Raw genomic sequence first — 21552 nt, forward strand, 5'->3', positions numbered from 1 at the left:
TGCCCGTCTAATAGGCACCAGATGTTTTGGTCCTAAAGACAATAAGGGGGAATGTATGCACGCCAGGTATGCGGCCCAACAGGAGTTGGGCGTATTGGGGGAACGTGCCGCAGCTCGCTGGTACGCGGAGCAAGGGTATACCGTCCTTGGTCAGCGAGAACGCGTTGCTGCGGGAGAGATTGACGCAGTCGTTGAAGACGAAGACGGCACGATTGTGTTCGTCGAGGTGAAGTCGCGCAGGGGTGGCGCGTTCGGTGCTGCGGAGGCGGTCACTGCGAAGAAGTTGCGCACGATGCGTCGTTGCGCTGCGCAGTGGATGCGAGAGCATCCTGCGTTGGGGGTTCGCGCTATCCGTTTCGACGTCGTGGAGTGCGTCACCGATGGCGATGATTTCGTCCTTCGTCGTTATTTGGGGGTGGAAGATGCCGCTTGCTAGCACGATCAGCGCAACAGTCGAGGGCATCACGGCTCGGCTCGTTACCGTGGAGGCCAATGTTGGGCCCGGGCTTCCGGGTATCCATATGGTGGGGTTGGGCGATGCTGCGGTGAAAGAGTCGCGCGACCGGATTCGCACTGCGATCTCCAACTCGCAGCTTCCTTGGCCACGTACGAAGATCATGGTGTCGTTGTCGCCGGCGCATTTGCCGAAGACGGGCTCGCACTTCGACTTACCGATTGCAGCTGCCGTCTTGGGCAGTTTGGATCCGCGGGTGCAGCGCAGACTAGAGAGCACAATGCTGCTCGGAGAGCTGGCGTTGGATGGTTCGTTGCGCCGAGTGGACGGCGTGTTGCCGATGCTGATTGCAATGCTTCACGACGACTCCACCACCGGCCCCGACATCGTCGTCGTTCCACGAGAGAACGCCGCAGAAGCCTCACTGCTTGGCATGAAGAACATCCTTGTGGCAGATTCGCTGGCGCAGGTGTGGCAGTGGCTCATCGGGGAGACAACGCTGGATACCGTCGGCGAGCCGGAGGTCCAACACGCTGCAGCGGTCGCGGACTTCAGTGACATCGCCGGAATGACTGTGGAGCGCGAGGCCCTCGAGGTCGCCGCAGCCGGTGGGCACCACGTGATGATGATCGGCCCGCCTGGCTCCGGCAAGTCGATGCTGGCAGAGCGGCTGCCTTCTATCTTGCCGCCGCTGAACATCGAGGAGATGGTGGAAGTCACGGCGCTGCACTCGGCTGCGGGAATTTCCAGTGGCGGCATTGTGTCCAACCGGCCGTTTATCGCCCCACATCCGTCGTTGACCAGGGCGGCGCTCATCGGCGGCGGTTCAGGAGTGCCTCGCCCCGGGGTGGTCAGCCAGGCCCACCATGGGGTGCTGTTCCTCGACGAAGCCTCGGAGATTTCTGCGCACGTTCTCGACGCGCTTCGGATCCCGCTAGAAAAGCGTGAGGTGCGCCTGACGCGCTCGCGCCGGGAAGTTGTCTACCCGGCTGATACGCAAATCGTTCTGGCTGCGAACCCGTGTGCGTGCCAGCGGGTCAACGGCAATTGCACGTGTCGGGTGGCTGAGCGGGCCCGGCACTTATCCAACGTTTCCGGCCCGTTGCTCGACCGGCTGGATGTGTTCATCCAGACCTCAGTGGATTCCACGGTGGTTACCCCGGGTGACGCGGAGTCGTCGGCAGTCATCGCCGAGCGTGTCATGCAGGCGCGCGAGCGTGCCCAAGAGCGCTGGTCGCAGGCTGGTGTCGACGAGTCCGTCAACGCTCGCGTTGCCCCAACTTTGATCCGCAAGCAATTTCCTGCGGACGAAGCAGCGATGGCCTACCTGTCCTCGCTGCTGCGCACCGGAAGTATCACGCAGCGTGGCGTGGATCGGAGCCTGAAGGTGGCGTGGACGCTTGCGGATCTGGAAGGGGTTGCGCAACCGGATATCGACCATGTGGCTCGCGCCGTCGATATGCGCACCGCACCAGAGGAGGTGGCGGCATGAGGAATGTAAGTTCGCCAGAATCCTGGGCGTATCTCAGCCGCGTTGTCGAGGGACCCTCGATCCACATTCAGGAGTTCATCACCAACGGGCGAAGCGCGGACGAGATTGCCCACGGTGTGCGCACGCGTGCAAGCTGGATCGGGGCCCTGGGACCGCAGACACAAAACCGCTATACCTGGGACCAACCTGCGCAGGACCTCGCGCGTGCTAGGGCCGCCGGATATACGTTGCTGACTCCCGATTCGCCAGGCTGGCCTGGAGAGAACATCAAACCCACGTTCCACTATGAGTATCCGGACGATGATCGAAAACGTTCCCTGAACGAAGAAGCGATTGCACCACACGCGCTGTGGGTAAAAGGTGACGCAGATCTTGCGAAGTTACTTGCACAGTCGGTCGGCGTTGTCGGTACACGAACAGCAACGCAGTACGGGCGTCACGCTACCGATGACCTTGTGCGGGGTTTGGCAAAACACCAGTACACGATCGTCTCGGGTGGTGCGCTGGGCATTGACACGATCGCACACCAGGCGGCCCTCGACTGCGGCGCACCCACTATCGTGGTCGCTGCCTGCGGGCCGGGGTACGTCTACCCGCTGAGCAACGAGCCACTCTTCGATCGGGTTGTGCGCAACGGGGGAGCCATTGTCACCGAGTACCCACCCGGCACGACCCCGGACCGGCACCGGTTCCTCACCCGTAACCGTCTCGTAGCAGGGCTGACCCAGGGCACCCTGCTGGTGGAAGCGGCGTTTCGCTCAGGTGCGTTAAACACGTTGAAGTGGGCTAATGCAATGAATAAACAAACGATGGCAGTGCCGGGCCCCATTACTGCAACGGAGTCGCTCGGCACGAATCTCGCCATTCGGAACGAGCAGGCCACCATGGTGCTCAACGCCGATCAGATCCACGAACACATCCAACGCATGGGAGCGTTCGATGCGGGTGAACAGATGGAAATGAAGTACCCGCCGACATTGACGCAGCAACTCAGCCACAACGAACTGCGCATTTACGACGCACTGCCACGAGCAGGCGAAGGATCGCGAACGGCTGAAGAGATCGCGGCAGATGCTGGCCTTTCCATCGGACTGGCGGTGCATATCCTGATGGATCTCGCTAAACGGGGAGTGGTGCAGCGCGAGCGGAAGGAGTGGTCCCGCACCGAGTGAATAACCAAGTGAATATTGGTTAGGGAGTAAACTCCTGCGACATGAGTGAAACCGTAGGGCAAGTGCAGGCGGCCGTCGGCGATTTCGCCGATTACGCCTCGCTTGTGCTCGGGCGCTCCCCAAACACAGTGAAGGGGTATGTCTCCGACCTGGCGACACTCGCCGGGTACGCAGACACCTTCGACGCGTTCACCCTGGAGGTGCTTCGCACCTGGCTGGCCGACGCACTGACCGCCGGGCGCAGCCGAGCCACCCTTGCGCGCAGAACCGCAGCCGCGCGCGCATTCTCTACCTGGGCGTACCGCCAGGGCTACATCGACCACGACGCAGCAGCCCGCCTCAAAGCGCCAAAAGTGAACCGCGCGCTGCCCAACGTCGTACGCGGGGAGCGTGCCACAGAACTCGTCGAGGCGGATACCGCCGACGACGCCCACCCCGCCGAACACTTCCGCGACCGAGCCATGCTCGAGCTGCTCTACGCCACCGGCATGCGTGTTGGCGAACTCACCGGTCTCAACCTCTCCGACATTGACCTGGCTCGCGGGCTTGCCCGCGTGACCGGCAAGGGCAACAAACAACGCGTCGTCCCGTTCGGGCGCGAAGCAACACTGGCGCTCAACGAGTGGCTCGAGTTCGGGCGCTCCGAACTGGCCAATGGCAAGGCAGGGGATGCGGTATTCGTCGGATCCCGTGGCGGGCGCATCGACCAACGCCAAGTGCGCCGCGTTGTCGAGCGCGCCGGGCAACGTGCCGGTGTCAGCGACATCAGTCCGCACACCCTTCGCCACACTGCCGCGACGCACATGCTCGAAGGCGGGGCGGATCTGCGTGTTGTGCAGGAAATGCTTGGGCACTCAAGCCTGCAAACCACGCAAATCTACACACACGTCTCGGCGCAGCGCCTCAAAAACGTCTACGACCAGGCGCATCCACGGGCTTAAGTCGTATTCTCGGTGGCTCCAGCAGCGTGAACGGATCGATGTACCTGTCAGGTCCTGTAAGCGCACCCCAGTGCAGTCCGTCGTGTTCGCCAGCAAAGTGGCTTGTGGCGCGCGCAAGTCTGCCAATGATGTGGCCTTCCGTAACGTTGTCGCCAGCCTTGAGGTCTGAGCGCACTGGCTGGTAGGTGGTGCGAATGCCCCCTGGGTGGTCAATCGAGATCACAGGAGTGCCCGCGACAGTGCCGACGAACGCCACAACCCCGTCGCCCGCAGCGAGCACAGGCGCGTTGAGCTTCAAAGGCAGATCCACGCCACGGTGGCCAGGCTTCCAATTTTCCTCCGGGATTGACGCAGGACGGGATACCGCGCGGGGATACGGTGTGCCTGCCGAGGGATCGACCCAGGCAAGGGCGGTGGCGGGGGAGCACCACAGTAGGACTCCTAGCAGGATGGTGGCTGTGGTGGTGCGTGGTGTCGTCGATAGGCAATGCATGCTCTCAAAGGACCATTGCGGCGCGGAAAAGAACAGGGTCTGCGCAAAATCTGTGGATAACGGGAGTGGTTAGTGTGACTCCAGGGGAAGTTATCCACAACGTTGCAGATGAGTTTAGGTTTTTAGGGCTCATACGGGTAAGGTTGCCGGGGCAGTTTGTGCAGCACCGTAGAGCGCTGCATAGATTGACTACGCGCGCCGAACAATGGCTGCTCAGCAACGGTCCCTCTCACAGGGGTGCGGGGCAGGCACGGTGCCAGGGTGAGGGATAAAAACCCGCACGTGAGACTTATAAGTAACCGAACTACTTTCTCCGAAGGAGACATTCCCATGGCAGTTGTAACCATGCGTGAACTCCTCGACGCAGGTGTCCACTTTGGTCACCAGACGCGTCGCTGGAACCCGAAGATGCGTCGCTTCATCTTCACGGAGCGCAACGGCATCTACATCATCGACCTGCAGCAGACGCTGACCTACATCGATGAGGCATACGAGTTTGTCAAGGAAACCGTCGCACACGGCGGCACCATCCTGTTCGTCGGCACCAAGAAGCAGGCACAGGAGCCGATCCAGGAAGAGGCGCAGCGTGTCGGCATGCCGTACGTCACGCACCGCTGGCTGGGTGGCATGCTCACCAACTTCCAGACCGTATCCAAGCGTATCGGTCGCATGAAGGAACTTCAGGCGATGGACGCAGCCGAGGACGGCTACGCAGGTCGCGGCAAGAAGGAAATCCTCATGCTGACCCGCGAGCGCGTGAAGCTCGAGCGTGTCCTGGGTGGCATCTCTGAGATGACCAAGGCTCCGTCCGCTCTCTGGATCGTGGACACCAACAAGGAGCACATCGCCGTCAACGAGGCGCAGAAGCTTCGCATCCCGGTCGTCGCTGTTCTGGACACGAACTGCGACCCGGATGTTGTCGATTTCCCGATCCCGGGCAACGACGACGCCATCGGCGCTGTCAAGCTGCTCACCCACGTCGTGGGCGAGGCTGTCATCGCTGGTAAGCAGCAGCGCGAAGAGCGTCAGCTCGCAGCTGCACGTGACGCTGCAGGCGACACCGACGCGAAGCGTCAGGCTGAGGCAGCCGAGGCTGCTGCACAGGCCGCTGCTTCCGACGATGTTTCCGCAGCAGATGCCGCTAAGGCTGCTGCTGCCGCAGAGACCGCTGCCCCGCAGGAAGTTGCAGAGGTCGAGCAGCCGGCAGCCGTCCGCGCTGCTGAGCAGGCTGAGGGCAAGGACGCCTAAGTCTCAAGGACACTGCAAGTCCGCAACCCAGGCGTAAGCCGCCTGGCTTCGGCCAGGATTCACGCACACCCCGCGTTCCGCTCACGTCCGCCGATTACCGGCCGGGACGCGGCGGACCGGGGTGTTCGTATTTTCCACACGTGGCAAGTCATGCCGCCGGCCAGATCGTCGGCTACGCTTGAAACGGTTGAATACCTTTACGTAAAACTTTCACGAGGAGGATCGCCCAATATGGCGAACTACACTGCTGCTGACGTCAAGAAGCTCCGCGAGATCACCGGCTCCGGCATGCTCGACTGCAAGAAGGCACTCGAGGAAACCGACGGCGACTTCGACAAGGCCGTTGAGAACCTCCGCATCAAGGGTGCGAAGGACGTGGGCAAGCGCGCTGAGCGCAACGCCCTCGAGGGCCTCGTTGCTGTTTCCGGCAACACCATCGTGGAGATCAACTCCGAGACCGACTTCGTGGCGAAGAACCAGGAGTTCAAGGACATCGCCAGCCAGATCGCTGAGGCTGCTGCTGCAGTGAAGGCGAACTCCCAGGAGGAGCTGGCAAAGGCCGACGTCAACGGTGAGACCGCACACGAGGTGCTGGAGCGCCTCTCCGCAAAGATCGGCGAGAAGCTCGAGCTGCGTCGCGCTGCCACCATCGAAGGCGACAACATTGCCAAGTACCTGCACCAGAAGGCTGCTGACCTTCCGCCGGCAGTTGGCGTACTCGTTGCCTACAACGGTGACAACGCTGAGGCTGCACACCAGGTGGCTCTGCAGATCGCTGCAATGAAGGCTCGTTACCTCAACAAGGAGGCTGTCCCGGCCGACGTTGTTGAGAAGGAGCGTGCGGTTCAGGAAGAGATCACCCGCAACGAGGGCAAGCCGGAAGCAGCCATCGAGAAGATTGTCGAGGGCCGCATGGGTGGCTTCTTCAAGGACGTCGTCCTGCTCGACCAGCCGTCCCTGGCTGACTCCAAGAAGACCGTGAAGCAGTTCGCTGACGAGAACGGCATCGAGATCACCGACTTCGTCCGCTTCGAGGTCGGCCAGGCATAAGCCAGGCGAGAGGTTTCATAGCCTCACACGCGGTGCAACCCCGTACTGTCTGTCCCGATTAGGGGGACGGGTGGTGCGGGGTTGTCGTCGTTAAGCAAGCAGTTCTGAACTCAACGCGTTGCGTGGCTAAGATCGGTTCCGAACATTTTGCAATTGGCTGATCCGCGCAAAGGAGCGTTTTCGGTGACTGACCTCAACCCCAACCGCACAGGTTTCAAGCGAGTCATGCTGAAGCTGGGGGGTGAGATGTTCGGCGGCGGCAAAGTTGGCATCGACCCCGACGTAGTCGAGTCCGTCGCCCGCCAGATCGCAGATGTCGCGCGCTCCGGCACCGAGGTCGCTGTCGTGATCGGTGGCGGCAACTTCTTCCGCGGCGCTCAGCTGCAGCAGCGCGGCATGGACCGTGCGCGCTCGGACTACATGGGCATGCTCGGCACTGTCATGAACTGCCTTGCGTTGCAGGACTTCTTGCAGCAGATGGGCATCGATTGCCGCGTCCAAACTTCGATCAACATGGCGCAGATTGCAGAGCCGTACCTGCCACTGCGTGCAGCACGCCACCTGGAGAAGGGCCGCGTGGTCATCTTCGGTGCGGGTATGGGTATGCCGTACTTCTCCACGGACACCACGGCCGCGCAGCGTGCGCTGGAGATCGGCTGCGAGGTGCTGCTCATGGCTAAGGGTGTGGACGGTGTCTACGACTCCGACCCGCGCGAGAACCCCGATGCGAAGCTCTACTCCGAGATTTCCCCGCGCGAGGTCATTGAACTTGGCCTCAAGGTTGCGGATGCCACCGCATTTAGTCTCTGTATGGACAACAACATGCCGATTCTGGTGTTTAACCTGCTTAAGGAAGGAAACATCGCCCGCGCGGTTGGCGGCGAGCAGGTAGGCACGCTAGTCGCCTAACAGCGTCTCAATATGCTGCGCCACCGTGAGCAGTTCTGGCCCGGTGAGCGTAAGGCTGCCAAGGTGCACCCCGCCGAGTGCAATCGCAGGGGTGCCAAGCATGTTGTACAGCGAGCACCACGGTGACCATTCGGTTTGCGCGTGGAAGCTCGCTTCTGGCGTGAGAGAGGGGAAATAGCCGATCCGGGGTGGTGCGAACGCGAGCGTGGGGGAGAGCACTACATCGACGTCCCATTGGGAGGCGATGAGGTGAGGTAAATCCCGGCGGTGTTGCTCGGCGGCGTCAAGGTCGCTGTTGGTCAGCTTGTGGGATTGCTCGACGAGCCAGCCGATGTATTCGCTGTCGAGCGGATCCGTCAGGTTGAAACTCGCGGTGATTGTGGTCGTGAAGTGGGCGTAGGTTTCCAGCGATTCGCGATACGGCTTGAGCTGCACCACTTCAAAGTCGACAGCACTCGCAAGCTTTTCGACGAGCGCACCTCGCCGATCCTCCACATCCGGCCGCGCGAAGATACCGTCGGTGAGCACACCGATTCGGAGCCGCTTGCCTTTGATGCGGCGGTGCCAACCCCATAACGTGAATTGGTCCGAGACATCTTGGGTGAGAAACCCGTGCGCGGCGATACCTTTGCTTGCGGGTTTGAAGCCGACGATCTCGCAGGCCGCTGCAGGTACGCGTATGGATCCGCCTGCATCGGTGCCGTGTGCGGCGCGAACGGTGCCGTCGGCCACGACAACTGCGGCACCGGTAGACGACCCTCCTGGGGTGCAGCCGGGGTAGGCCGGCGACTCGAGCACGGGAACGTCGGGGCGCTCCGCATAACAGGTCGCTCCCAATTCCGACGTCAGTGTCTTGCCGTGGATGGCGACGCCTTGCGCCAAAAGGTTGGAGATAAACGGATCGGTTGCTGTTGCGGTGTAGGCGCGTGCCGGGCTGCCGTGGGTAGTGGTCATGCCAGCAACGTCGGTGCCGTCTTTGACCGGAATCTGCCAACCAGCCAGACGTCCAACGTTTGGGCGCGGCCGCGTGTGTGTGCTTGGGGGCAACGTGAACGCGGGATGCAGCATGGCGCCAGTGTAGGTGCCAGTCGCGCTGGTAGGTTAGTAGGGACGCCGAATAGAGAAAAGGTAGGGTTTTCCCCATGATTGATGACGTATTGCTGGATGCCGAAGAGCGCATGACCGCCTCTGTTGAGCACGCTCGTGACGAGTTGGCCACGATTCGTACCGGACGTGCGAACCCGGCGATGTTCAACGGTGTGATGGCTGACTTCTACGGTGCGCCGACGCCGATTAACCAGATGGCGACGATTTCCGTGCCGGAGCCGCGCATGCTGCTGATCAAGCCGTACGACATGTCCACCATGGGTGAGATCGAGAACGCAATCCGCAACTCTGATCTCGGTGTGAACCCGACGGATGACGGCCAGGTCATCCGAGTGTCTATCCCGCAGCTCACCGAAGAACGCCGCCGTGACCTGGTGAAGCAGGCGAAGCAGAAGGGCGAGGACGGCAAGATTGCCATCCGTAATATCCGTCGCCAGGGCATGGAAGCGCTGAAGAAGATTCAGAAAGACGGCGACGCTGGTGAGGATGAGGTCGTAACCGCCGAGAAGGCGCTGGACAAGACCACCCAGTCCTACGTTGCTCAGGTCGATGAGATCGTTCAGCGTAAGGAAGCCGAACTGCTGGAGGTCTAGCGTGCCTGCTGCTGATCAGGAGGAGCGCGCCACGCCGAGCCGCTGGCCGGTGCATGCGCCGAAGCCGAAGAACAATCCGGGGCGTGATCTGCCGACCGCCATTACGACCGGTGTTGTGCTCGGCGCGATTGTCATTGCCGCCGTATGGGTGGGACCCAAAGCCTGGTACCCACTTGTCGCCGTCGCTGTAGCAGGAGCGATGTGGGAGGTGATGACCCGGCTGCGGGAAGCTGGTTACCAGCAGCCGCGCACACTGCTGATCATCATGGCCCAACTCATGCTGTGGTCCTCCGTGCCGTATGGCACTACAGGGCTCGTGGCGGGTTTTGCCTTCACCGTTCTCGTTGTCATGTTCTGGGGGATGTTCCACCAGGGCAGGAACAAGCGACCAGAGAACTACCTGCGCGACACGGCAGTGAGTCTGTTCGTGCTTGCGTGGATTCCGCTGTTTGGCACGTTCGCCGCAATGATTTCCTTGATTAGCCAAGGTGGGGTGGATGGTTCCGCCTACATTGTGGCGTTCATGCTGTGCGTTGTTGCCAGCGATGTGGGTGGTTTTGCTGCAGGCGTGATGTTTGGCTCGCACCCGATGGCGCCGGCAATTAGCCCGAACAAGTCCTGGGAAGGCTTCGCTGGGTCGATCGTTGCCGGAAGTATTACCGGCATCTTGGTGGTCACGCTGCTCATTCACGGCCCGTGGTGGATGGGCGTAGTGCTCGGCATCGCTTTAGTGATTTGCGCGACGATGGGCGATTTGGTGGAAAGCCAGTTCAAGCGTGAACTGGGCATCAAAGACATGTCCAACCTGCTGCCAGGGCATGGTGGCATCATGGATCGACTTGACGGGATGCTTCCCGCAGCAGCGGCGACCTACATCCTGCTCACGACCATCACGCTTATGAGCGCCTAAGCACAGACCTAGTAATTCGAAAACATTCGTGCGACATGCAAAGATGGGGCGCACTATGAGTGATTTTCCCGAGATCAAACTGCTCGCCCCAAAGCGTGGCATGCCGCCGAAGCACTTCGCTGATTTGTCGGCACAGGAGCGAATCGACGCGTTGAAGGAACTCGGGCTGCCGAAGTTCCGTGCTGATCAGATCGCGCGTCACTATTACGGCAAGTTTGAGGCGGATCCGCTGACGATGACGGATCTGCCCGAGAACCAGCGTCAGCTTGTCAAGGACGCACTTTTTCCCACGTTGTTGACTCCCGTGCGCACCGTGGAGACCGACAACGGTGATACCACGAAGACGCTGTGGCGTCTGCACGATGGCATCTTGCTGGAGTCGGTGCTGATGCGTTACCCAGGTCGCGCGACGTTGTGCATCTCCTCGCAGGCTGGCTGCGGCATGGCATGCCCGTTCTGTGCGACCGGTCAGGGTGGCCTGGACCGTAACCTGTCCACCGCGGAGATCGTGGACCAGGTGCGCGCTGCAGCCGCGATGATGGAGGCGGAAGGCTCCCGCCTATCCAACATTGTGTTTATGGGGATGGGGGAGCCGCTGGCTAACTACAAGCGTGTGGTCTCTGCTGTTCGCCAGATTACGCAGCCGTCGCCTGCTGGCTTTGGCATCTCTCAGCGCAACGTGACGGTATCCACTGTCGGACTTGCACCGCAGATTCGTATGCTCGCGGATGAAGGGCTGTCCTGCACACTCGCAGTGAGTCTGCACACACCGGACGATGAATTGCGCGACGAGTTGGTCCCAGTCAACAACCGCTTCGAGGTAGCCGAAGTGCTTGATGCGGCCCGCTACTACGCGGACCAGACGGGGCGCCGTGTCTCCATTGAGTACGCCTTGATTCGCGACATGAACGATCAGAACTTCCGCGCAGATATGTTGGGCAAGAAGCTTCACAGCGCGTTGGGTTCGCTGGTGCACGTCAATCTCATTCCGCTCAACCCGACACCGGGATCGAAGTGGGATGCGTCGCCGAAGGATCGGCAGGACGAGTTCGTCCGCCGTGTGATCGCCCAAGGCGTGCCTTGCACGGTGCGCGACACCAAGGGCCAGGAGATCGCGGCTGCCTGCGGGCAGTTGGCAGCCGACGAAAAAACTGGCTAGTCCGCTCAGGCAGACGGCATGAAAATACCGCCGCACCTTCGTTGGAAGGTGCGGCGGTATTTCGTCGAAAAGATTTTAGAGGGCGTGCTTGCCGGTCTTGGACTCGACCTCGATGACCTCTACGTTTTCGCGTGCCTGTGCCGGTGCGGCGTTGCGCAGGTGTGCAACACGGCTCGGCTCGATGTTGAGGGCGCGCAGCTGGCTATCGGTCAGCGACTCGTAGACATCGCCGGAGAGGGTGGCCTGGTCGTAGGTCCAGTCACGCTCCACGTAGCCGACCGGCTTGTTGTGCGACGTCACGGTACGCACCTGGTTGAGCTTCGGCTTGGTAGCCAGAAGGATCAGGGCGAGAGCAATGAGGACGGCCAGTGCGATGAGCCAGATGGTCTCAACGTGGCCCTGGTGGTTGCCAAAGTTGTAGGCGACGAGGAACGCGACGGAAATCCAACCTGCCAGCTGGATGGCGCGGTCGCTCAGCGCACTCCAACCAAATTTGGCGGACGGGACGTCAGCCTCGGATACACCGTTGTACACCTGGGGTGCGCTTTCCTTTGCGTGGGCCACTGCAACGCTCCTTGTTAACACGGGATCGATCGCAAACACGATCACCTGGAAATGATGAAACTATCGCTGCCCATCATCGCACACAGAGCGCGAAAAAGGTGACAATAGCCCCCAATGTGTTCAAACTTTCGCACCACCTCGGGGGTTTAATCCTGTTCAAGTGCCGAAATGAATCAAAACGTGTCACAATGGTTGCGTGCGAAACGTTGTAATTTTAGGTTCGACCGGTTCCATTGGCTCACAGGCTGTGGAGGTGATCCGCGAAAACCGCGACAAGTTCAACATTGTCGGGATTGCCATTGGTGGCGCCAATCCTAAGAGTGCCATTGAGCAGGCGCAGGAGTTTGGCCTGAGCGCCGACCAGATTGCCGTGCGCAATATTGAGGGTGCGAAGGAAGTCTCCCGTGCGCTTGGTGGTTACGTGATCACTGGCGAGAACTCGGCTGCTGCGCTCGTTGAATCGCAGGAGGCTGATGTGGTGCTCAACGCACTCGTTGGTGCCTCGGGCCTGCCGGCAACCATGGCTGCGCTGCGCTCGGATGCGACACTTGCGTTGGCTAACAAAGAATCGCTTGTGGCGGGTGGCCGTATCGTGCTCGACGCTGCAAAGCCCGGTCAGATTGTTCCGGTGGATTCGGAGCACTCGGCAATGGCGCAGTGCATGCGCGGCACTCGCCGTAGCGAAATCGCTCGCCTTGTTCTTACCGCATCGGGTGGTCCGTTCCGTGGCTGGGAGCGCGAGGGGCTCATGGAGGTGACCACGGAAGAGGCCGTGGTGCACCCGACCTGGTCGATGGGAACGATGAACACCATTAACTCTTCGACTCTGGTGAACAAGGGCCTTGAGCTGATTGAGGCGGCCATGTTGTTCGACATGGATCCGGACAAGATCGACGTCACGATTCACCCGCAGTCCGTGATTCACTCGTTGGTCACGTTTACGGACGGTGCAACGCTTGCGCAGGCTTCGCGGCCGTCGATGAAGCTGCCTATCGCACACGCGCTGGATTGGCCGAACCGTGTGCCGGATGTGCAGGAGCCGTTGGACTTCTCGCAGGCATTCTCGTGGGAGTTTGAGCCGCTGGACAACGAGGTGTTCCCTGCTGTGCGTCTGGCCCGTGAGGTGACCAAGAAGGGTGATCCGTACCCGGCTATTTACAACGCTGCTAACGAAGCAGCGGTAGAGGCGTTCTTCGCGGGTCGCATTAAGTTCCCGGAGATCGTGGACATTATCGGGGAGGTCCTGGACGAGGCGGACGAGTTCGCCGCAGTCCCGAGCGATGTGTTTGATGTGATGCGGGTTGAATCCCGTACGCGTGAGCGAGTCGCCGCGGCGATTGCGCGCATTGAGCGTTAGACCCTTGAGGTGCGGGCGGTGTGCCCGCACCTCTTCGCTGTGTGTGCTGTGGGGTGAAGCGCGATGAGTGTGTTGGGGATTGTGCTTTTCGCGCTTGCAATCACTGCTTCGATTGCGCTGCACGAAGCAGGCCACATGTTCACTGCGCGTGCGTTTGGCATGCGAGTGCGCCGGTTTTTTGTCGGTTTCGGGCCAACGTTGTGGTCGGTGAAACGGGGCGGAACAGAGTATGGGATTGCTGCGCTGCCGTTCGGTGGGTTCTGTGACATTGCGGGGATGACGGCGATGGATCCGGTCACCGAGGAGGAAGCGCCGCACGCGATGGTGAAAAAGCCTGCGTGGCAGCGTATTGCGGTGCTCTCCGGCGGGATCGTGATGAACATCTTGATCGGCGTCGTGATCATTTTTGGGGTTGCTGTCTCATCAGGTATCCGGAACCCGTACGCGGATTTCACCCCGAAGGTGGGCCAGGTCGTCTGTGTTGCCGACCAGGTGGATGAGAAAACTCTGGCGGAGTGCAGCGGACCTGGTCCTGCGGGCCAAGCGGGTGTACAGGTGGGCGACACGTTGGTTGCGGTCGACGACGAACCAATCGAGACATTCGCGGATCTGCGTACTTATGTTGCGCAGCGTCCGGGGGAGATGGTCGCGCTTGAGGTGGAGCGCGGTGGGTCGTCGCAAAGCATTGATGTCCCCGTGGCGCGGGTCGAGCGCATCGATCCTTCGACGGGCGAGCGTATCGACGTCGGCGCGGTGGGCATCGCCGCAGCTCCGGTCAAGGATGCGGTGAAGCAATTCGGGCCTGTCGAGGCGGTGCCGGCGACGGCCAAGTTTACCGGTCAGATGCTTCGTGCGTCCGTTGACGGGTTGATGGCGTTTCCGGGCAAGATCCCGGGGGTTGTCGCATCGATCTTCGGCGGGGAGCGCGACATTGAGGGCCCGATCAGTGTGATTGGGGCCTCGCGCACCGGCGGCGAGCTGGTGGAGCGCGACCAGTGGCCGGCGTTTTGGATGATGCTGGCGAGCCTGAACTTCTTCCTGGCGTTGTTTAATCTCGTGCCGCTTCCACCGCTTGATGGTGGCCATATTGCGGTGGTTATTTACGAGAAGATTCGCAATGCTTTGCGACGACTCCGTGGCCTGCCACCAGTCGGCCCGGCAAACTACGAGAAGCTGATGCCACTGACCTATTTCATGGCGGCGCTGCTGCTTGTTGTCGGTGTGTTGGTGATGGCGGCAGACGTGGTGAACCCCGTCAATCTTTTTGGGTGACGGTGCTAGAGTTATCCACCATGAGTACCCCCATCGGATTAGGCATCCCTGAAGGTCCGGCACCCACCCTGGCCCCACGTCGTAAGACCCGCCAACTGATGGTTGGAGGTGTCGGTGTTGGCTCCGATCACCCGATCACGGTGCAGTCGATGACCACGACGAAGACGCACGACATCAACGCCACCTTGCAGCAGATTGCGCAGTTGACCACGGCTGGCTGCGACATTGTGCGTGTCGCGTGCCCGAAGACGGTCGATGCGGAAGCGTTGCCAGCAATTGCTGCGAAGTCGCCGATCCCGGTGATCGCCGATATTCACTTCCAGCCGAAGTACATCTTCGCTGCGATCGACGCCGGTTGCGCAGCTGTGCGTGTGAACCCGGGCAACATCAAGGAGTTCGACGGCCGCGTCAAGGAGGTTGCAAAGGCAGCCGGTGACGCAGGCATCCCGATCCGTATCGGCGTCAACGGTGGCTCGCTGGATAAGCGCCTGCTGGAGAAGTACGGCAAGGCCACGCCAGAAGCGCTGGTGGAGTCCGCGATCTACGAGGCTGGCTTGTTCGAAGAGTACGGCTACGGCGATATTGCGATTTCCGTAAAGCACTCGGACCCGGTGCTGATGGTCGAGGCGTACCGCCAGTTGGCAGAGAAGACGGATTACCCGTTGCACCTCGGTGTGACGGAAGCTGGTCCGAAGTTCATGGGCACGATTAAGTCGTCCGTCGCCTTCGGTGCCCTGTTGTCGCAGGGTATCGGCGACACGATTCGTGTGTCTCTTTCCGCTGACCCGGTGGAAGAGATCAAGGTCGGTGACCAGATTCTGCAGTCGATGAACTTGCGTCCGCGCAAGTTGGAGATCGTTTCCTGCCCGTCCTGTGGTCGCGCCCAGGTGGACGTGTACAAGTTGGCCGAGGAGGTCACCGCTGGCCTGGATGGCATGGAGTTCCCGCTGCGTGTGGCCGTCATGGGCTGTGTTGTCAACGGTCCGGGCGAGGCGCGCGACGCTGACCTTGGTGTAGCTTCCGGTAACGGTAAGGGCCAGATCTTTGTCAAGGGCGAGGTTGTGGAGACCGTGCCGGAGTCGAAGATTGTGGAAACGCTGATTGCTCACGCGCTGCGTATTGCTGAGGAGCAGGGCCTCGAGGAGGTCGCTGGCGCCAAGGCTGAGGTCAAGGTCACCCGCTAGTATGCGTCGTGTCGTCGCAGTTGTTGCCGGGGTGGTGCTTGCGTCGTCGATAAGCGCATGCACCCCGCGCCCCAATGATGCTGAGCCAGCAGCGAGTGCGTTTTTGGAGGCGCTGGAGCGTCGCGACGTCGAGTCGTCTGCGATTGACAATCCGACGTCCGCGGCTGATTCCACGAACGCGACCTGGGATGGTTTGCAGGCAGAAGACGTCACGGCGACGCTGAAAGATGTGCGCCAGGAGGAGAATCTAGCCACCGCGACGTACGAGTTGGCGTGGCAATTGCCGCGTGACCGTGAGTTGAAGTACGACGCGCAGATGACGCTGACACAATCTGGCGAGAAGTGGACTGTGCGCTGGCAGCCGTCGGTGTTGCACCCGCGTCTGGGTGCGCACCAGCATTTGGAGCTGCGTGCGATCGCTCCCGCACAGGCGAGTGTCGTGTCCTCTGATGGGGTGGAGTTGTTAAAGCCCGGCATCGCGTATCGGGTGTTGGTGGATACCAACGAGATGCGCACCGCCGGTGCTGCGGCATCTGCGATCAGCGGTGCTCTCGCCCGGGCGCACGAGCAGGACCGTGGCGTGCCGCTCCGCGATGCAGACACGTTGAAGGACGAGCTCGAGCGCGCCTCCGGTGTGTATTCGGTGGCGGTGGTGCCGGCAGCAGCGCGAGATGCTGTTGAAGCAGCGCTTAGCGACGAACCCGGTGTCCGGCTCAACGAAGAAGCCGCCATGGTCAACGCAAAGCCGGGTTTCGCGCCCGACATTATGGCGCGCGTGGGCGAGTTGGTGCGCGATGATCTGGTTGGTGATTCCGGCTGGAGCGTCGACATTGTCAACGAAAATGGTGCGTCGTACGAGGAGATCACCCGTCAGGATCCCGCACCGGCGCCGGCGGTGCACATCAGCTTGGATCACCGCGTCCAGGAAGCCGCTGAGCGTGCGCTCGAACCCGTTGCCGGGCAGCAGGCCATGATTGTGGCCATCAGGCCGTCTACGGGCGGGATTCTGGCTATTGCGCAGACCCCGGCTGCGGATGCGCAAGGCAATCTGGCGACGATGGGCCAGTACCCGCCTGGCTCGACATTTAAGATCATCACCGCAGCGGCGGGGCTTGCACGGCAGGGGCTCACACCAGGCTCGCCGGTGCCGTGTCCGGGCCCGATGAACCTGTATGGGCGCATCGTGACCAACTACGGAGGCTTCAGCCTCGGCACCGTGCCGTTGGAGACGGCGTTTGCGCGTTCGTGCAACACCACGTTTGCGGACATGTCGACGCGTCTCGCCCCAGGTGAGTTGCAGGACGTGGGTAAGCAGTTTGGTCTCGGGGTCGATATGCAGATCCCAGGGGTAGAGACAATCACTGGCTCGATCCCGGTCGGGGAGGAGCCCCTCGACCGCACTGAGGCCGGCTACGGCCAGGGCCTCGACCTTGCCAGCCCGTTCGGCATGGCACTCGTTTCTGCAACGGCCGCGCGTGGATCCTTGCCGGTGCCGTACCTGGTGCAGGGCGAGGAAACGAAACTCAGCGAGGACGTGCAGCCCCTTCCACCGGAAGCGATCGATCAGCTCCGCCAGATCATGGCTGCCGTGACCGGTCCAGGCGGTACCGCAGGCGGCATGAGTGCCGGCGGCGATATTCGCGGCAAAACCGGCGAGGCCGAAATCAACGGTGGGTCCCACTCCTGGTTCACCGGCTACCGCGTGGAAGACGACATCGCGTTTGCAACCCTGGTGGTCCTCGGCGGTGGTTCTGAAGCGGCAGTCGCGCTGACGAACACGATGCTTGCCAACTTGCCGCTGGGATAGATCAGAAAGCTGGCTAGCTGCCGCAGGGCCAATTTGGCTGCGGTACTACCATGGCCTTTATGAATCCAAGAGGACTACTAACACCAGGTAAACCAACCCCAGTGCGTAAGGTCCCGGAGCACATTGAGCGTCCGGAGTACGCCTGGAAAGACGACGTCCAAGAAAACGTCGGCGAACCGGTCATCCAAACCCCCGAGACGATTGAAGCGATGCGCGAGGCATCCAAGATCGCCGCGAACGCCCTTGCCCTTGCCGGTGCGGCGGTTGCGCCGGGCAAAACCACCGATGAGATTGACGGCATTGTGCACGACTACCTCATCGAGCATGGTGCATACCCGTCCACGCTTGGCTACCGAGGCTTTACAAAGTCTTCCTGCGTGTCGCTCAATGAGATTGTGTGCCACGGCATCCCGGACACGACGGTGATCCAGGAAGGCGACATCGTCAACATTGACGTCACTGCTTACAAGAACGGTGTACACGGCGACACCAACGCCACGTTCTTCGCGGGCAACGTTGCACAGGAACACAAGGACCTTGTGGACCGCACATACCAGGCCATGATGCGTGGCATTAAGGCTGCAAAGCCGGGCCGTGAGATCAACGTTATCGGGCGCGTGATCGAGGCGTACGCGAAGCGTTTCGGCTACAACGTAGTCACCGACTTCACCGGACACGGTGTGGGCACGACGTTCCACAACGGCCTCGTCGTCCTGCACTATGACTCGGATGCCTACACGGATGTTCTCGAGCCGGGGATGACGCTCACCGTCGAGCCCATGATCAACCTGGGTGAGTTGCCGTACACCGTGTGGGACGACGGCTGGACGGTACAGAACGTCGATGGTGAGTACACCGCGCAGTTCGAGCACACTATCGTGATCACCGACGACGGTAATGAGATCCTGACAATCCCGGATGCGGATGTGGCAGCTGGCCAGCACATGCTGGGGGAGTAGACGCTGTACCGGTAGATGCAAGTGTGCCCCGCAGGAATCATCCCTGCGGGGTACACATTTATAGCTTGCAAGGCCGACACTGACCAAAGCGAAAACCCGCTGCCAAAGCAGCGGGTTTCTATCGTCCTACGACGAAGTTAACTTAGAACTTCGGCAGCTGGATGAAGCCGTTGTAGGAAGCGAAGTTGATGCCAGCGATCACGAGGCCGACGAGAGCGCCGATACCAGCGACGATGGTGCCGTCGATCCAGTAGCGTGCCCACTGCGGGACAGCCTCAGGGTTGGTCTTCTTGCCGAAAGCGTCGGTCGGGTAGAACGGCCTCTCAGCATCTGTCGTACCATTAACTTCCTGGTTGAAGTACTTGGAGGAACCCTTGCCGTTGAACAGGCCCGCGGTGCCGTCCTTGACGACGTCGCCGAAGGACTTGTCGCCCTCCTGCTTGCCAGCGAAGATGACCTGCTTGTCCTTGTCGGACTTCTTCTCTTCCGGCTTCTTGGTGTCGTTGTTGTCCTGGCCGTTCTGCTCGGCAGTAGCGGTGGTCTCCGGCTTCTCAGACGACTGAGCGGAAGCGATAGCGGTGCCGCCAACGAAGACGGTCAGAGCGGTTGCGGAAGCAACTGCAGCGGTGCGGAAGTTACGCATCTTATTCCTTCTTTCGAAATATGAGTTGGAAGTGGTTAGCGGAAATCCGCGTTATTAGAACTTGACCGGGCCGTGAACAATGAAGTTGTACAGCGGGCCGACGATGAGGCCGATGACAGCAGAAACAGCGGTGAAGATGGTCAGGCCGTAACCAACCTTGGCGTAGGTCGGCTGTGCGTCGAAGTTGTCCTTCTTACCGAAGATCGCGGTGCCATCGGTGCCGCGCAGGTTGCCGTCCTTGTCACGGAACTCGAGCCACTTGGAGTGGGTGATCTTCTCGGAGGAACCAGGCTTGACGCCGTCCTTGCCGTCCTTGTCTTCGACCGGGCGGGCCGGTGCGACATAGGTGTTCTCTGCCGCCTTGGTGTCCTCCTCGGTCTGAGCGGTTGCGACTGCGGTGGAGCCGAATGCCACAGCGACGGCGGTTGCGCCGGCGAGGGCTGCCTTACGGAAATTACGCATGAAACGAAATCCTTCTCTGATAGTTCTTGCACGACGTCCGGGTGGAATTCAAAGAAGTCCAGGGGCATTGAGCTCCTAGGACCGATAGCAAGCCTTAGAGGCTCGGTCCCGGTGTCTGCAACGACAATAGCCGATCGTTTCCAGCATCGTGCAAGTTTGGTGTGCGATTTGATGCAAAGATCATCAAAAGGTTGGAGTCTCTGTGTGTCCGCTGGGAATGATTGCGGGTGGATAACAATCGCAACGTGCGCTTTTCGCGTCTTGGGCAGTTGTCCCAGCGGCTTTGTTGAATGGCCCCCAAATTAGGGGGTAAAGGATAGGTTTAGACTTCTTTGAAAGTCAGATCAAGGCCCAGGATCGCGTTTTCCGTCACTTCGGCCAGTGCTGGATGGATCCAGTATTGGCTGCGTGGGAACTCTCGAAGGTCAAGGTCGTAGGCCATGACGGTGATCATTTGCTGGATCAGGGTGGAAGCCTGTGGGCCCATATAGTGCGCGCCAAGCAGTTTGCCGGTGGTGCGGTCGGCGATGAGCTTCACCAGTCCGGTGCTGTCCTCCAGCGCCCAGCCGTATGCAACGTCGCCATAGTTCTGGACCTTGACGGTGACATCGTGGCCGGCCTCGATTGCTTGCTGCTCGGTCAGGCCGACGGTGGCGATCTGCGGGTGGGTGAAGATCGCCGACGGTACATGGTCGTGCGGCATCGGAACGAGCGCGCCGTTGCCTCGCCAGGTGGCAAGCACGTTGTGGGTCACCGCACGCATCTCGGCGTTGGCAACGTGCTTGAGTTGGTAGGGGGAAGAGAGATCACCAAGCGACCACACACCCTCAGCGGTCGTGCGGCCGAACTCGTCGACCTTTACGCGGCCGTCGTCATGCGTTTCGATGCCACCCGCTGCAACGTTGAGGGTGTCACTGTTCGGGATGCGACCGGTGGCGATGAGGAGGGCGTCGGAGGTCACCTGAGTGTCGTCGTCAAGCGTGAGCGTCACCTGGCCGCCATCCTCAGTGGCGGATGCGACCGTGCGGCCGATGTGGGTGGTGTAGCGCTGTGTGGCGATCTCGTTGAACGGATCGCGCAGATCCTCGTCGAGCGGACGCAGCAGGGGAGAGCGGCTGATGATGGTTACGTCGGTGCCCAGGGCATCGAAGACGTGAGCAAACTCCATCGCGATAAAGCCGCCGCCAACGATGGTCATCGACTTTGGCAGTTCGTCGAGGCGCATGACGTCCTCGTTGGTGTGATAGGTGACGCCCTTGGCCCACTCGGGGATAAACGGACGCGCACCGGCGGCGAGAATGATCGTGTCTGCGGTAATCGTTGTCTCTACGCCGCCGCGACCCGTCTTTAGGGTCTTCGCCCCGACAAAGGAGGCCTCCATGTCGTAGACGGTGACGTTGTCGCACTCATTGCGGCGGTAGTTTTCGCCGCCCTTGGCGATGAGGTCGATCCGGTTATCAAAAACACGTTCCTTGATGGCATCCCAGTCGGCGCCATGGAACTCAAGATCAACACCGAGTTTGCCGGCCTCGCGTGCGGCCAAGGCGTGCTCGGCGGCCAGGACGTACATCTTCGTCGGGATGCAACCCACGTTCAGGCACGTTCCACCGAATTTGCCCTTTTCGACGATAGCGACCTTCTTGTCATCGAAGTCCGGGGTCAGGATCGAGTTGCCGGAACCGGTGCCCACGATAATGAGGTCGTAGTGGGTGGAATTCGTCGCCACAGCAGACATGCTCGTCTCCTCTATATATATGTATGGATTGGGTTTAGACG

Annotated in this window: 21 protein-coding genes; 15 read left to right on the forward strand and 6 right to left on the reverse strand. The window is 60.9% G+C overall.

Annotation, left to right across the window (positions count from 1 at the left end; all coding sequences use genetic code 11):
• Positions 1-55: 55 nt before the first annotated feature.
• From HMPREF2617_RS09150 to HMPREF2617_RS09165, 4 genes are read left to right on the forward strand one after another with little or no spacing between them, the layout of a single operon-like run.
• The gene (locus tag HMPREF2617_RS09150) at positions 56-436 is read left to right on the forward strand and encodes a YraN family protein (protein WP_070422259.1); all 381 of its coding nucleotides are present in this window, start codon (positions 56-58) and stop codon (positions 434-436) included.
• Entirely contained in the window at positions 423-1946 is a 1524-nt protein-coding gene (locus HMPREF2617_RS09155) for a YifB family Mg chelatase-like AAA ATPase (RefSeq protein ID WP_070840560.1), read from the forward strand. Before HMPREF2617_RS09150 ends, HMPREF2617_RS09155 begins: the two co-directional genes overlap by 14 nt.
• A complete protein-coding gene (gene dprA, locus HMPREF2617_RS09160; RefSeq protein WP_070840561.1) occupies positions 1943-3118 on the forward strand; it encodes a DNA-processing protein DprA in 1176 nt (391 codons plus the stop codon). Before HMPREF2617_RS09155 ends, dprA begins: the two co-directional genes overlap by 4 nt.
• Before the next feature lie 41 nt (positions 3119-3159).
• On the forward strand, positions 3160-4059 hold the full coding sequence (locus tag HMPREF2617_RS09165) for a tyrosine recombinase XerC (protein WP_070840562.1): 900 nt from the start codon (positions 3160-3162) through the stop codon (positions 4057-4059).
• Here HMPREF2617_RS09165 and HMPREF2617_RS09170 read toward each other — a convergent pair.
• Positions 4022-4552 carry a M23 family metallopeptidase gene (locus HMPREF2617_RS09170; RefSeq protein WP_083323258.1) on the reverse strand — a complete coding sequence of 177 codons (531 nt, stop codon included), beginning with the start codon at positions 4550-4552 and terminating at the stop codon, positions 4022-4024. The genes HMPREF2617_RS09165 and HMPREF2617_RS09170 overlap by 38 nt on opposite strands.
• A gap of 330 nt (positions 4553-4882) precedes the next feature.
• Here HMPREF2617_RS09170 and rpsB point away from each other — a divergent pair, with 330 nt between their 5' ends.
• The 3 genes from rpsB (at position 4883) to pyrH (ending at position 7759) form a co-directional block, all read left to right on the forward strand.
• A complete protein-coding gene (rpsB, locus tag HMPREF2617_RS09175) occupies positions 4883-5800 on the forward strand; it encodes a 30S ribosomal protein S2 (RefSeq protein WP_070614557.1) in 918 nt (305 codons plus the stop codon).
• Between the two features lie 231 nt (positions 5801-6031).
• Positions 6032-6850, forward strand: coding sequence for a translation elongation factor Ts (tsf, locus tag HMPREF2617_RS09180; protein ID WP_070450990.1), 819 nt, complete (start codon positions 6032-6034; stop codon positions 6848-6850).
• A gap of 225 nt (positions 6851-7075) precedes the next feature.
• Positions 7076-7759, forward strand: a complete 684-nt coding sequence (pyrH, locus tag HMPREF2617_RS09185; RefSeq protein ID WP_070422390.1) for a UMP kinase — start codon at positions 7076-7078, stop codon at positions 7757-7759.
• Here pyrH and HMPREF2617_RS09190 read toward each other — a convergent pair.
• Positions 7748-8827, reverse strand: coding sequence for an amidase family protein (locus tag HMPREF2617_RS09190; protein ID WP_141763041.1), 1080 nt, complete (start codon positions 8825-8827; stop codon positions 7748-7750). The two genes, pyrH and HMPREF2617_RS09190, sit on opposite strands and share 12 nt — an antisense overlap.
• 74 nt (positions 8828-8901) lie before the next feature.
• On the opposite strand from HMPREF2617_RS09190, the gene frr reads away from it, so the two are divergent.
• The 3 genes from frr to rlmN are packed head-to-tail and all read left to right on the forward strand — an operon-like array spanning position 8902 to position 11528.
• Positions 8902-9459: a ribosome recycling factor gene (gene frr / locus HMPREF2617_RS09195; RefSeq protein ID WP_070422266.1), complete on the forward strand. Its 558-nt coding sequence runs from the start codon at positions 8902-8904 to the stop codon at positions 9457-9459.
• Between the two features lies 1 nt (position 9460).
• Positions 9461-10369, forward strand: a complete 909-nt coding sequence (locus tag HMPREF2617_RS09200) for a phosphatidate cytidylyltransferase (protein WP_070422267.1) — start codon at positions 9461-9463, stop codon at positions 10367-10369.
• A 55-nt stretch (positions 10370-10424) separates the two neighbouring features.
• Positions 10425-11528: a dual-specificity RNA methyltransferase RlmN gene (gene rlmN / locus HMPREF2617_RS09205; protein ID WP_070422268.1), complete on the forward strand. Its 1104-nt coding sequence runs from the start codon at positions 10425-10427 to the stop codon at positions 11526-11528.
• A 75-nt stretch (positions 11529-11603) separates the two neighbouring features.
• Here the strand turns inward: rlmN and HMPREF2617_RS09210 are convergent, their stop codons facing one another.
• Positions 11604-12092 (reverse strand): DUF2631 domain-containing protein, encoded by a 489-nt coding sequence (locus HMPREF2617_RS09210; RefSeq protein WP_083279402.1) that lies wholly within the window; start codon positions 12090-12092, stop codon positions 11604-11606.
• Positions 12093-12288: 196 nt separating this feature from the next.
• On the opposite strand from HMPREF2617_RS09210, the gene dxr reads away from it, so the two are divergent.
• From dxr to map, 5 genes are all read left to right on the forward strand, one after another.
• The gene (dxr, locus tag HMPREF2617_RS09215) at positions 12289-13449 is read left to right on the forward strand and encodes a 1-deoxy-D-xylulose-5-phosphate reductoisomerase (protein WP_070840564.1); all 1161 of its coding nucleotides are present in this window, start codon (positions 12289-12291) and stop codon (positions 13447-13449) included.
• A 63-nt stretch (positions 13450-13512) separates the two neighbouring features.
• Entirely contained in the window at positions 13513-14721 is a 1209-nt protein-coding gene (locus HMPREF2617_RS09220; RefSeq protein ID WP_070483891.1) for a M50 family metallopeptidase, read from the forward strand.
• Between the two features lie 20 nt (positions 14722-14741).
• A complete protein-coding gene (gene ispG / locus HMPREF2617_RS09225; RefSeq protein ID WP_070422393.1) occupies positions 14742-15905 on the forward strand; it encodes a flavodoxin-dependent (E)-4-hydroxy-3-methylbut-2-enyl-diphosphate synthase in 1164 nt (387 codons plus the stop codon).
• A 1-nt stretch (position 15906) separates the two neighbouring features.
• A complete protein-coding gene (locus tag HMPREF2617_RS09230; RefSeq protein ID WP_070483889.1) occupies positions 15907-17712 on the forward strand; it encodes a penicillin-binding transpeptidase domain-containing protein in 1806 nt (601 codons plus the stop codon).
• Positions 17713-17771: 59 nt separating this feature from the next.
• Positions 17772-18671, forward strand: coding sequence for a type I methionyl aminopeptidase (map, locus tag HMPREF2617_RS09235; RefSeq protein WP_168168346.1), 900 nt, complete (start codon positions 17772-17774; stop codon positions 18669-18671).
• A 142-nt stretch (positions 18672-18813) separates the two neighbouring features.
• Here the strand turns inward: map and HMPREF2617_RS09240 are convergent, their stop codons facing one another.
• The 3 genes from HMPREF2617_RS09240 to mtr form a co-directional block, all read right to left on the reverse strand.
• The gene (locus tag HMPREF2617_RS09240; protein WP_070840566.1) at positions 18814-19314 is read right to left on the reverse strand and encodes a hypothetical protein; all 501 of its coding nucleotides are present in this window, start codon (positions 19312-19314) and stop codon (positions 18814-18816) included.
• Positions 19315-19368: 54 nt separating this feature from the next.
• The gene (locus tag HMPREF2617_RS09245; RefSeq protein ID WP_070422274.1) at positions 19369-19776 is read right to left on the reverse strand and encodes a hypothetical protein; all 408 of its coding nucleotides are present in this window, start codon (positions 19774-19776) and stop codon (positions 19369-19371) included.
• 322 nt (positions 19777-20098) lie between these two features.
• Positions 20099-21511 carry a mycothione reductase gene (gene mtr, locus HMPREF2617_RS09250; RefSeq protein ID WP_070840567.1) on the reverse strand — a complete coding sequence of 471 codons (1413 nt, stop codon included), beginning with the start codon at positions 21509-21511 and terminating at the stop codon, positions 20099-20101.
• Between the last annotated feature and the right edge of the window lie 41 nt (positions 21512-21552).

Origin of the sequence: Corynebacterium sp. HMSC070H05, assembly GCF_001837615.1 — a bacterium.
Classification (GTDB): Bacteria; Actinomycetota; Actinomycetes; order Mycobacteriales; family Mycobacteriaceae; genus Corynebacterium; species Corynebacterium coyleae.